Origin of the sequence: Rice orange leaf phytoplasma (assembly GCF_001866375.1) — a bacterium.
In the GTDB taxonomy this organism is placed as follows: domain Bacteria; phylum Bacillota_I; class Bacilli_A; order Acholeplasmatales; family Acholeplasmataceae; genus Phytoplasma; species Phytoplasma asteris.
In genome coordinates this window covers 1-12,182 of record NZ_MIEP01000008.1, presented here as the reverse complement: position 1 = coordinate 12,182, position 12,182 = coordinate 1, and the positions used below count along the sequence as shown (strand labels likewise).

Genomic DNA, 12,182 nt, shown 5'->3' with positions numbered 1-12,182 from the left:
AAACTTGCTTGTATTTTATTGTAGCAAAAATGTTATTTATTAGGTTAAAAGTATTTTATAAGAGTCAAAATCAAATTTTGAATAATTAAAATATTATCCAGAAAAGAAAAAGAAAAGAAATATAATAAAAAATATTAGGTGGATTATTGATGGTTTTGGGCAATTTGATAATAATTTTAAATTATTAACAAAAAATATTTTTTCAGTTTTCTTTGGTTTTTTCAAATATTGCATTTTTTATTGGATATGAAAATCTCCAAAAGCAATTTTTTATTGATAAACATTTTTAATAATTTTCAAAATCATAAATAATTGAAAAAATAATTGACTTTGGGGTAAACAATTTTTTGAATTATTTATAATTTTTAAACTTGGCTTATATTTTTTTTGCCAAAGAAATTGATTTTGAGGCGGGTTGTAAAAAATAAATTTTTTGCAAATATTTAGTTTTAGATTTAGATTTGATATTAAAATCTAGATTATAACTTTTTTACAAGTTAATTTTAATATTATTGTTAGTATTAATTTGGTTTTTAAAATAAGCTGAATTATTGCTTTTGATTTGAATCATTATTTTTGATTTAAAAATTTAAACACCCAATCAAAATACTAAATATTATCTAATATACCTATATTATACTAAAAAAATAATTTTTAAAAACGCATTTTTGCCTTAAAGTTGACAAAAGAAATTATTTATGTAGTAAAACCCTCAATAAAGTGCGTAATTACTATTTGTTTATTTGTTACAATTTTGACTCAAATAATGAAGACCTACTAAAAAGTGGGTCTATTTTTTGAAAATTGACAAAAATCTCAATTTTGTAATGATAAGAATATTTGTTTTGCAACTTGTAATTTTAATTATTAAATATTATATTTAATTTATAATTATTTTATCATCATTTAAAAATTTAAACACTAGTCACAGGTCTAAAAGAAGGGTTTAATTTTTTTTCTAAATATTTTAGCCAAAGTATTATTACACTGAATTAAAACCAAATAAATTATGGAAAGAAGGACAAAAGGAGTTATGACATCAGCAGTAATTCCCATATTTCGGTTAGCAATCCAGCCCATTTCAACAAGCCCAATAAAAGCAAAAAAGGTACAATCTTTAATATTGGTAATAAATTGAGTTATGACAAAAGGAACCGATTTTTTTAATGCTTGCGGAAAAATAATATTGTAAAAAGTTTGTCTTTGAGTCATTCCCAAAGAAAAAGCAGCCTCAATTTGTCCTTTATCAACAAATTTAATATTTTGCATTAAAATCATAGTAAGACTCGCACCAGCATTAAGGTTAATTACAAATAATGCAGCATTTATTTGGTTAATTTGGGGGAATCCATCAGGAAATAAATCAGGCATAAGGCCTTTACTAGGCCACCACAAACTAGTAGAAAACCATACTAACATTGCTTGAGCTGCAATTGGCACTCCTTTTAATAACCAAATATAAGGTATCAACACATTTAGAAATCATTTTATAACATGCTTTTACAAAAGTGTTATTGGTTCTTGTATTTGTTACTTTAGTCTTTGTGCCTACTAAAAATAAAGCTAATAAAAAACCTATTAATAAACCATCAATACTAATTAATAAGGTATTATATAACCCTTTTTTATAAGATGGGAAATTATAACACATTTTTTGCCACAAACCTAAATTTTTAATATTTCTCATTTTATAAGTAGCATTATAAACTCTATCTTCAAATTCTTTTAATTTGTCTCTAATGCTATTAAGTTTTTTTTCTAAACGAATTATTTCGCTTGTTTCTTTTGTATTGTCTTGTTCGTTGCTACTTCTTGTAGTTGTTTCTAAATTATTAAATTCTTTTTCTTCTTCTTGGGTTCTTGTGTTTTTTTCTTTTAATTTTGTGTATCTATCTTTAACATTTTGTAATTTGGTTTGGTCTTTGTCTAAACATTGTTCCAAAGTATCAAATTCTAATTTTATTTCTTCAAATTGATTTTTTAATGAAATGTGTGCGGCTATGGTTTTTTCTTTTTCTGTATCATCTTCAAAAGCAAAGGCACATTTTTTAAAACTCTAAATTTTTGTTCTTCTTCTTGGGTTCTTTGGTTTAGGTTTTGATTGTTTTTTTGAGTTTTAGAATTATATGCCTTTTTATTTTTTAATTGGTCGTGTTCTTCTTTTATTTCTTGTCTTTTGCCGTATAAACATTTTTCCAAAGTATCAAATTCTAATTTAATCTCTTTTAATGCATCAAATCTTTCTTGGGCTTCATCAATTTTTTGTAGATTTCTAAGAATAAATTTATCTAAAACTTTAAATAAAGTAATAAATTTTTTTCTTCTTCTGGTTTTCTTGTATTTTTGCCTTTTAAATCTTTGTATCTAGTTTCTTGGTACTTTGTTCTTTTCTCTTTCTTTAATTCATGCAATCTTGTAAGAATATATTTAAGATCTTCAATAACATCTGTATCTTTTCCATCTTTGTCTTTTACATATTCTAAATTAAATATTTTCCTCAAAGCATCATTAACTTCTTTTTGTCTTTTGGTATCACCTTTTTTAACAACAACTCCTACACCATTAGGACCTGATTGCAATTGAGGATCAGTTGAATCAAGAATAAAATACTTTAAATCTTTGTCTCCTTCAGTATTATAATGTGCTATTACATCATCAACTACAAAAATATCTGCTTTATTATTTCTAATAAATTCTAAATTAGGTCCAATATTATCTGAAGAAGTTTCTTTTTTGATAATATCTCTATTGTTTAATAATTTTTTAATATAACCTTTACCTAAAAAATCTGTATCAGTAGTACTAGCAGTAACAGCTATAAAAGTAAATGATTTTTCTTTGCCTTCCTTTTTGGCATTTTCATATAAATTGTCTAAGTGAGCAAATAAATCTTTATCTTTGACTCTTGCGTTGTGTCCAAAAAGATTAGATTCAAAATCTTTATTGTCCCTTCTTACTACAAATCCATTCATAGGAACATTATATGCAATACTAAAATCAACTTTAGCTTTTCTATCCTCAGTAATAGCAAGACATGAAGCAGTTATATCGGCTTTACCTGTTTCAATATCGCCTAATAATCCTGCAAAAGTATTAATTGTTAATTCTAATTCTTTACCTTGTTGTTTGGCAATTTCTTTCAATAACAAAACTTCAAATCCAGTTAAACGTTCATCTTCTAAAGTAAGATGGCTATATGAAACCGAAGCATCCTCATCAGATTGTAAACAAACAGGACCCATTCCTACAAAAATACCTCCTTTAAGAGCATTAGGATTGGAATGTTTCTTAGCAAAAACTTTAATATGCAACCACAATAAAAAAAAATACAAACAGCTACCAAAAAATAATTAAAATACCAAAATACCTTATTTTTAATTAAATATTGCTTTACTTTCGACAAAAAAAATTTTACCTTATTAAAAAAATTAATACAAATATCACTAATATCGCTAATCATAAGTCAAGTTAATTATCTCCTTTTATATGGTTTTATATTTTTTTTTATATGTTTTTTTATGTTTTGAAAATATCTTTATATTTTTAAATATACAATCATTTTAAATAACTATTAATAATTTTCTTTTTGCTATATTGCTATGTTGGTTTTCTTTTTTTCTTGTGTTTTTGGGTTGGTATTTATTTATAGATAAAAAAATAGCATAACAACGACAACAAATAAATGGTTTTGTTAAATAGTTTTTAAAATAAAACTAAAATAGGCAAAATGAAAAATTGGAAAAATGAATAAAAAAGTAAGTTAGGAAAAAATATAAAAAATAATTAAAAATCTAATAAATTAAAAATAAAACAGTTGTAAATATAAAAAAGATTGTGAAATGAAATAATAAATGAATAAATATTTAGCTTTCCCAAAATAAGTAAAAAAATGCAAATAATGAAAATCAACATTAAAATAAAAAAATTAAATAAAATAAATTGATATTATAAATAAATGTTATAAAAATAGCCAATTGATAAATGGCTTTTGGGCTTTATTAAAATAGTATTATAATTATAAATAATTACTTACTAAACAAATGAATTTATATAATTATCTAATAATTAATTTATAAGACCGTATAATCGATAATTAATCATTGATAAAAAGATTTTGAATTTAATGTTTTTACACAATTTATTGCTCCCTAAAGTTTTTTAATATCATATAAGCGATTGTTGGGGGTTTTGTTGTCATAATTATGATAAATGTATCAAAAAAGATAAATATTTTTGAAATTGTTTTTAAAATAAATGATTATTATTATTTATAAAAATCATCAAAGTATTTATTACTAGATATTATACAATAATTTTTGTCTTTTTGCAAATATTAATTAATTATGCAGTTTTAAGGGATATAAAAAAATAAAAAATATAAAGTAAACAAAATAAAAAACCCATCAATTAAGACGGGTTTATTAGGGTATTAAATTGTAAAAAAGTATATAAAAGATTTGTTTTTTGTAATGTAATTATTGATTATTATCACTAGGGGAAGTTGGTTGTGGAGTTGGAGTTTCTTCAGGTCTTTGAGTAAATTTTTTATCTTCTAATTTTATTTTGTATTCTTTTTTCTTATTTGATTGTGTTTCTTGAACTTCATCAATTGAAATTGTTGTTGTATAAAAATATTTACTTTCTTCAGCAACAAAAGCATCTTTTCCTAAATTTTGTGTAGCAAGTTTTTCACTTAAATTTTTCCATTGTAAATTAGGAGTTTTGTTATCTTTATCATTTGGATCTTCTTTATATTTTTCAATAATTTCTTTAGCTGCATTATAACTAGCTTGAATAATTGCATTAATTTCTTTAGTTTGAGTATCATTATCCAAACTAAAATCCATACTTTCCGAACCTAATGACATTCCAAACTCTTTTACCATTTTAGTAGCAATAGTATGCGCCTTTTTCAAATCATCACAACAACCAAAACTAACACTTGTTTCAAATGCTTCTTCAGCTGCACGTCCTGCCAAAGCAGTAATCATTTGTTTTAATAAATCTTGTTTAGTTAAAAGTTGATCAGCTTGTTCGCCTTCATTACTAGCAGAAAAAAAGATAGTATATCCTGCTGCTTGTCCTCTTGGTTTAGCAGTTACACGATGCACATCAAACCCTAGAGCATGAGCTACTATGGCATGTCCTAATTCATGATTAATAACTCTTTTTTTATCTGCTTTAGAGATACTTTGTTTTAATTCAGGACCCATTAAAATTAAATCCATAGCATCATAGATATGCAAAGGTGTAATTTTGTTTGGGGAATTAGTATCTTTGGAGGCTATCTTTTTAACTTCTTTCACTAAAGAATTAATATCTGCAGGAGTAAATTTAGATCCGTGCAAAGTTTTTGCCACTTGTTTTAATTCATCATCTGAAGGATAATTTGTTTTTTTAATGTTTTCGCGTTTCATAAAAGATATAAGTAAGGCTTGGGTTGTTTTTAAATCTGGAGTGCCTAAATAAATGTGCTTCCCTAAACGCCCTTCTCTAATTAAGGCATCATCTAAAAAATCTTTACGATTAGTTGCTCCAATAACAATAGCTTGCGGAGTTTTTTCATCTGAATCTACTCCATCAAGTTGAGTTAACAAAGCATTAAGAGTACCTGAATGTTCTTGAGCGCTTTTTTCTTTGCTTCTTTCAGTTCCAATAGCATCAATTTCATCAATAAAGATAAAATAATAACTCTGTCCACGTTGTTTGGCAGTTTCTTGAGCTACTTTAAACAATTCTCTTAAACGAGCTGCTCCAACTCCTATATATTTTTCGACAAAATCAGAGCCAGTAGTAAAAAAAAAAGGAGCTTTACCTTTAACAGAACCCGCTAAACATTTAGCTAAATAAGTTTTTCCTGTTCCTGGAGGACCGTACAATAAAACTCCTCTTGGTAAATCTTTACGAGGAAAAGGGTTCATTTCATTTGCATCATCATTTACTGCTGAAATATATTCTCTTAACTCGTCTTTGACTTCATCATATCCAGAAAAGCTATCAATATTAAGATTGCCTTTGGGTCTGTATTCTTTTTCTTGTGCCCACATAGTATCTTCTTGGGTGTCTTTTCCCATAGTCTTAGAAAGATTTTCAGATCCTTTAATTAAAACAAACATAAAGAAAATCACCATAATATTTACAATAATAGTACTTACATTAGTAGCAATTGCAAAATAATTTTTAGGTTTTTTGGGCGTAATTGGATAATTTGGCGGATTTTGCGGTTGATTATCTGGTTCAGGATATTCAAATCTTTGCGGTTCCCATTTCATAATATACCTTCCTTTATATTTTTATATATTAATTAGTTAGTTTAATTGGGTTTATTTTTTTAGTAAATTAATTTGAAATGATAAAAAAAATCCAACATAAAATTTTAATGAAAATAAACAAATTGACAAATACCAAAAAATAAACATAATAAGAATCTTTATAAGCATTTATCCAACAATTTTTAATTATTTGAATCAATATTTGCAAAAAATCATTTTACTATAATTTTCTTAACACATTTATTTTAACAAAATTTATAGATATTATAACAATATCAGCAAAAAAAGCACTCTTTATGATTGCAATTTATTAATTTTATGATAAGCTAAAATTAGCAATAAATAAATTTGAAATATTAAGAGATTTTGGTCCTTTTTGATTGTTTATTGTTGTAATTTTAATTACTCCTTTTTTATTTTGTTATAAATTGATTATTTTGCTTTATAATTATTTTATTGACTAACTTATTACATTTAGTTTATCGACTATTTTTTTATATTTGATAATTGCTAATTAAACAACAATTTACAACTTAAACTTATAAATTATAAACTTAATTACAAATTACAATTGCAATTACGATTATAATTATAATTATTAACTTTATTTCTCCAAAAAAGATAGGTATCAAACCATGAAAACATTAATTATTTTAAAAGATTTAACCAAAGTATTTGACAATCAATTAATTTTAAGAGGCATAAATTTAGAAATTAAACAAAATGAATTTGTCACTTTATTAGGTCCTTCAGGTTGTGGAAAAACTACTATTTTACGTATTTTAGGCGGTTTTGAAAACCCTAGTAGCGGAGAGGTTTTATTTCAAGAAAAAAGCATTTTAAATGTAGCTGCTCACAAAAGACCAATTAATACTGTTTTCCAAAAATACGCTTTATTCCCTCATTTAAATGTCTTTGAAAATGTAGCTTTTGGCTTACGTTTAAAAGATTTTAACTCCAAGATTAAAGCTAATTTAGCTCTTAATAAAACTCATTATCAAACTAACAAAGCCAATTTATCAAAAACTTTTCATCAAGAATTAACCAAAGATTTAACGCAAGAAAAAACTACCCAAATTACACATAACTTTAACAATCAAATTGAAACTTTAACCAAAGATTTTGAAGCAAAACAAACTGCTCTTAAATGCAAAAAAATAAACAAGAAAGAGCAAGAAGAACAAATCCAAAAAGAAGTATTAAAATACCTTAAAATTATGGGTTTACAAGGACTTGAAAAAAGAACCATTGAACAATTATCAGGCGGACAACAACAACGAGTAGCAATTGCAAGAGCTTTAATTAACAAACCCCAAGTTTTATTACTTGATGAGCCTTTATCTAATCTAGATTTAAAATTAAAACAAGAAATGCAATACGAACTTAAAGAAATCCAAAAAAACTCAGGAATTACTTTTTTATTTGTCACTCATGACCAAGAAGAAGCATTTACTATGAGCGATAAAGTAGTTGTCATGAATCATGGCGAAATTCAACAAATAGGAAGTCCTGAAGATATTTATAACGAACCTGCTAATCGTTTTGTAGCTCAATTTGTAGGAGAATCTAACTTAATTAAAGGAGTGATGAAAGATGATTTTTTAGTTCATTTTGACAATCAAACTTTTAATTGTGTAGATAAGGGTTTTCGCAAAGAAGAAAATGTAGATATTGTTATTCGTCCCGAAGACATTGATATTGTCTCCCAAGGAAAAGGCTTAATTACAGGTATAGTACAATCAATTATTTTTAAAGGCGTTCACTGGGAAATTGATGTTAAAACTGCCCAAAGAACCTACACTATTCATACTACTGACCATGTTGAATTAAACAAACAAGTAGATATTACTTTTAATCCTGAAGATATTCATGTAATGGAGATTTGGTAATGAAAAAAACCTACACTTGCAAGGACAATAAAAAACTATACAGACTATTAATTTCGCCTTATTATATTATTTTATTAGGATTAATTATTTTACCTATGGGTTTTATTTTATTTGATTCTTTTCAAGATACTAACCAACAAAACGCATTTTTTGCAACCCGTTTTACTTTACAACACCATCAAGAATTTTTATCCAATCAATCATTTTTATACGTCCTTGCTAGATCAATTGCAATTTCTATTATTGTTACTTTTTGTGTCTTTATCATTGTCTATCCTCTAGCCTATATGATTTCTCGCCTCAAAATGAAATGGCAAAGTTTTCTTGTCATTCTCATCAATGGCACTATGTGGATTAATATGATTATCAAAACCCAAGCATTAGTCCAAATATTTCATTTATTACAAAAAACTTTTAATATCCATCTTTTAGAAACTAATTTTGCTATGATTGTAGGACTTATTTATTTATTTTTACCATTTATGTTTTTGCCTATCTACACTGCAATTATCAAAATAAATCCCCAACTTATTCAAGCCTCCAAAGATCTAGGAGCAAACGAATGGCAAATATTGCAAAAAATTATTTGGCCCTTATCACTTTCAGGAGTACTTGCAGGCATTTGTCTTGTCTTTTTACAAACAGCAACTAATATTGTAGCTCCACGTTATCTCGGAGCAACTACCCAAATTACTATTGCTGAATTAATCGAAAACAAAACTTTATTAAGTGGCGAAATCAAACAAGCTTGTGCAATTGCTATTCATCTTTCTTTAACAATGTTTTTGATTTTTCAAATGTTTAAAAAATTAAGTTTAGGAGAAAGTAAAGATGTCAATTAAATTATCTGGGGCAAAATCCCCCCAAACTGCTTCTAACAAAATCCCAAAAAAACCCAAAAAAACCATTACTAACACCTTATATATCATTTTAGTGTTAAGCTTTATTTATATTCCTATTTTATCTTTAATTATTTTTTCTTTTAACAAAAGCGAAGGCAGAATTGCATCTTTAGTTAATTGGCAAGGTTTTAGTTTTCAATGGTATTCTAAACTTTGGACTGACCAAACAGTTAAAACTGCTATCAAAATAACTTTATACATTGCTTGCCTAACTACTTTAATTTCTACTTTTTTAGGTACTTTTGCAGCTATTAGTCTTGCTCAAAGTCTTAACAAAAAATGGCGCAACATTGTTCTTAATGTAAGTAATTTTTCTATTGTTATTCCTGAAATTATTACTGCTTTAGCATTATTTGTTGTCTTTGGTTTTATGGGTTTGGAATCTGGTTTTTGGAAAATGCTTTTAGCCCACATATCTTTTTGCACTCCTTTTGTAGTTATTACTGTCTATCCTAAAGTAATAAATCTTGACCCTCATTCTTTAGAAGCAGCCTATGATTTAGGAGCAACCCCACTCAAAGCTTTAACCAAAGTAATACTACCTCAACTTAAAGGAGCTATGCTTTTAGGAGCCACTCTTGCTTTTAGTCTTTCTTTTGATGACTTTATGATTTCTTATTTTGTAGGTGGTTCTGAATGCCAAAATATTTCTGCTTATATCTACAGCCTCAAAGGAACTATTAACCCAACTGTAAATGCTTTATCTACTATTTTAATTATTATTGCTAGTTCTAAAATTATCCTTAATTTCATCAAATACAACAACCAAAAACAAAACCAAAGGAAAAATGTCAAAATAGAAGCAGAGGCAAATAACAATGAAAATGAAAGTAAAAATGGAGCTACAACAATAACTACAAACAAAACCACAACCACTAAAACAAAAACAAGCACAAAGACAAACACCAATGAAAACGAATTTAATACCAAATGAAAAAGACAATTAAAACTGTAGCAACAACATTGCTTTTCATTTTAACAACAACTTTTGTTATTCTTATTATTCTTAATCTTAAAAACAAAAATATACTTCCCCAACACCAAGAAGAACAAACATTAACATTATTTAATTGGGGCGAATACTTAGAACCTATCATTATTGAAAAGTTTGAAAAAGAAACTCACATCAAAGTTAAACAAGTTCTTTTTTCTTCTAACGAACTTGCAGTTACCAAAATTAAAAGTAAAAACCAATATGATCTAGCTATTTTAAGTGAATATGCAATTGATCAATTAAGACAAAGCAAAATGTTAGAAACAATAGATGATGGTGAATTAATAAAAGATGATAAACATTATTATGAATTAAACAAAGACCTCCAAGACAAACTCCCTTCTGAATTTAACAATTACGCCGTTCCTTATTTTTGGGGCAAAGTAGTTATTCTTTATAATAAAAACAAAATAACTCAAGATCAAATTAATGAACTCAAAGATCAAAATAAAGGTTTTAAATATTTAAAAGACACCAATTTAAAAGTAGCTTTATGCAATAACGCTCGCGACGGTTTAATGGTAGGTCTAAAAGCTACTGAAGGAAAAATTGCAAACCCTTCCCCAGATGAATTAAATGAAGCCAAAAAATGGCTCTTAGAACTAAAAGAACAAAAACCTAACTTAGCTTTTATAAACGACCAATTAATGGACCGCATGAAAAATAAAAATAAAGAATACTATGATATAGTTATTGCTTATTCAGGAGATGCTAATTTTTTAAAAGAACAAAATAATAATCTAGATTATTTTTCACCTACAGAAGGAACCAATGTTTGGGTTGATGCTTTGGTAATGCCTAAAGGAAGCAAAAAAACCCTAGCTTATAAGTTCATCAATTTTTTAAGACAAAAAGAAAATTACAAAAACAATTTAGCTTTTACTAAATATAATTCTCCTTATGTTGGATTAGAAACTTTTCCAGGAATTCCCCAAATAGAAATCAAAGGTAATGATGAAGTTTACAAATACGACCAAACCACCCAAAAAACCATCAATACTTATTGGAACGACATTATTGCTTTTCCCAACCAAAAAGATTATTGGCTATTTATCTTAAGTTTTTTCATTTTTTTAGCTATTTGTATCATATATTTCCATCATAAATTCAAAAATAAATTACGTTTAGACCAATTACCCCAAAAAATAAAAACTTTAATATAATTTGTTCTAACCCCAAATATTAATCAATTAATATTAAAAAAACCAACTTTTAAGTTGGTTTTTCCTTTATAAATGAAACAATTAAAACTAATTTGGTATTCAATCAATTATTTTTTTTCAATTTTTTTATATAAAGATAAATTGAAATAATAAAAACAGCCAACAACAAAATAAATAATATATAGGCAAATATTTTTATATTGTAAATGTGTGTGTCATAAGTTTGAGATTGTAAATCACCCACATCAGCTACTTTATTATTGGTGTGGTGCAAATAAACTTTATTTTTTTGAGTATTTTTATCCACTAAAACATTTGTAAGAGGCAATATTGGTTCTACATTACTACTTTTACCCCAAGTATAACGATGTTGCCAATCAACTACTTTATTATTTTCGGTACTTGTTTCTAAATAATGTCTTTGGGATGTTTGTCTACCATTTTTATCATAAGTAGCATCCCAAGTGTCATAATGTTGCCAATCAACTACTTTATTATTTTCGGTACTTGTTTCTAAATAATGTCTTTTAGAAGTTTGCTTTTGGTTTGCATCATAAGTAGCATCCCAAGTATCATTATTTTTCCAATCCACTAATTTATCTTTTTCAGTACTTCCTTGCAAATAATGCCTTTCTAATAATTGATTACCATTTTTATCATAGGTTTTATCCCAAGTATCATGATGTTGCCAATCAACTAATTTATTATTTTCGGTGCTTTGAGCTAAAAAATATCTTTTAGATGTTTGTCTACCATTTTTATCATAAGTAGCATCCCAAGTATCAGGATTTTGCCAATCAACTAATTTATTATTTTCGGTGCTTTGAGCTAAAAAATATCTTTTAGATGTTTGTCTACCATTTTTATCATAAGTAGCATCCCAAGTATCATAATGTTGCCAATCAACTACTTTATTATCTTGTGTGCTTTCTAATTTGTAATGTCTTTGTGCTATTTGATTT

10 protein-coding genes are annotated in these 12,182 nt (G+C 26.4%); 4 read left to right on the top strand and 6 right to left on the bottom strand.

Going from position 1 to position 12,182, the window contains the following annotated elements; translation table 11 throughout:
• Positions 1-933: 933 nt before the first annotated feature.
• The 5 genes from BHE82_RS02510 to BHE82_RS02490 all read right to left on the bottom strand — a co-directional run bounded on the left by BHE82_RS02510 (position 934) and on the right by BHE82_RS02490 (position 6,272).
• Positions 934-1,419 carry an ABC transporter permease subunit gene (locus BHE82_RS02510; protein ID WP_071345671.1) on the bottom strand — a complete coding sequence of 162 codons (486 nt, stop codon included), beginning with the start codon at positions 1,417-1,419 and terminating at the stop codon, positions 934-936.
• Positions 1,397-1,942 (bottom strand): hypothetical protein, encoded by a 546-nt coding sequence (locus BHE82_RS02505; RefSeq protein ID WP_071345670.1) that lies wholly within the window; start codon positions 1,940-1,942, stop codon positions 1,397-1,399. The genes BHE82_RS02510 and BHE82_RS02505 overlap by 23 nt, the downstream gene beginning before the upstream one ends.
• 56 nt (positions 1,943-1,998) lie before the next feature.
• On the bottom strand, positions 1,999-2,199 hold the full coding sequence (locus BHE82_RS02500) for a hypothetical protein (RefSeq protein WP_071345669.1): 201 nt from the start codon (positions 2,197-2,199) through the stop codon (positions 1,999-2,001).
• Between the two features lie 89 nt (positions 2,200-2,288).
• The gene (locus BHE82_RS02495; RefSeq protein ID WP_143549433.1) at positions 2,289-3,311 is read right to left on the bottom strand and encodes a substrate-binding periplasmic protein; all 1,023 of its coding nucleotides are present in this window, start codon (positions 3,309-3,311) and stop codon (positions 2,289-2,291) included.
• Between the two features lie 1,164 nt (positions 3,312-4,475).
• Positions 4,476-6,272 carry an AAA family ATPase gene (locus BHE82_RS02490; protein ID WP_071345667.1) on the bottom strand — a complete coding sequence of 599 codons (1,797 nt, stop codon included), beginning with the start codon at positions 6,270-6,272 and terminating at the stop codon, positions 4,476-4,478.
• 635 nt (positions 6,273-6,907) lie between these two features.
• Here BHE82_RS02490 and BHE82_RS02485 point away from each other — a divergent pair.
• The 4 genes from BHE82_RS02485 to BHE82_RS02470 are packed head-to-tail and all read left to right on the top strand — an operon-like array spanning position 6,908 to position 11,220.
• Entirely contained in the window at positions 6,908-8,161 is a 1,254-nt protein-coding gene (locus tag BHE82_RS02485) for an ABC transporter ATP-binding protein (RefSeq protein ID WP_071345666.1), read from the top strand.
• Positions 8,155-9,003 carry an ABC transporter permease gene (locus tag BHE82_RS02480; protein WP_084024649.1) on the top strand — a complete coding sequence of 283 codons (849 nt, stop codon included), beginning with the start codon at positions 8,155-8,157 and terminating at the stop codon, positions 9,001-9,003. Before BHE82_RS02485 ends, BHE82_RS02480 begins: the two co-directional genes overlap by 7 nt.
• Complete coding sequence (locus tag BHE82_RS02475) at positions 8,993-9,997, top strand: ABC transporter permease (RefSeq protein ID WP_071345664.1); 1,005 nt, start codon at positions 8,993-8,995, stop codon at positions 9,995-9,997. The genes BHE82_RS02480 and BHE82_RS02475 overlap by 11 nt, the downstream gene beginning before the upstream one ends.
• A complete protein-coding gene (locus BHE82_RS02470) occupies positions 9,994-11,220 on the top strand; it encodes an ABC transporter substrate-binding protein (protein WP_071345663.1) in 1,227 nt (408 codons plus the stop codon). The genes BHE82_RS02475 and BHE82_RS02470 overlap by 4 nt, the downstream gene beginning before the upstream one ends.
• 103 nt (positions 11,221-11,323) lie before the next feature.
• Here BHE82_RS02470 and BHE82_RS03255 read toward each other — a convergent pair.
• Positions 11,324-12,182 (bottom strand): hypothetical protein (locus BHE82_RS03255; RefSeq protein WP_180365498.1); only part of this gene is annotated, 859 nt, incomplete at its 5' end.

Bases quoted from the DNA above. Each gene is read 5' to 3' on its own strand.
- BHE82_RS02490 (WP_071345667.1), bottom strand. From the start codon at position 6,272: ATGAAATGGGAACCGCAAAGATTTGAATATCCTGAACCAGATAATCAA.
- BHE82_RS02510 (WP_071345671.1), bottom strand. From the start codon at position 1,419: ATGTTAGTATGGTTTTCTACTAGTTTGTGGTGGCCTAGTAAAGGCCTT.
- BHE82_RS02470 (WP_071345663.1), top strand. From the start codon at position 9,994: ATGAAAAAGACAATTAAAACTGTAGCAACAACATTGCTTTTCATTTTA.
- BHE82_RS02475 (WP_071345664.1), top strand. From the start codon at position 8,993: ATGTCAATTAAATTATCTGGGGCAAAATCCCCCCAAACTGCTTCTAAC.
- BHE82_RS02485 (WP_071345666.1), top strand. From the start codon at position 6,908: ATGAAAACATTAATTATTTTAAAAGATTTAACCAAAGTATTTGACAAT.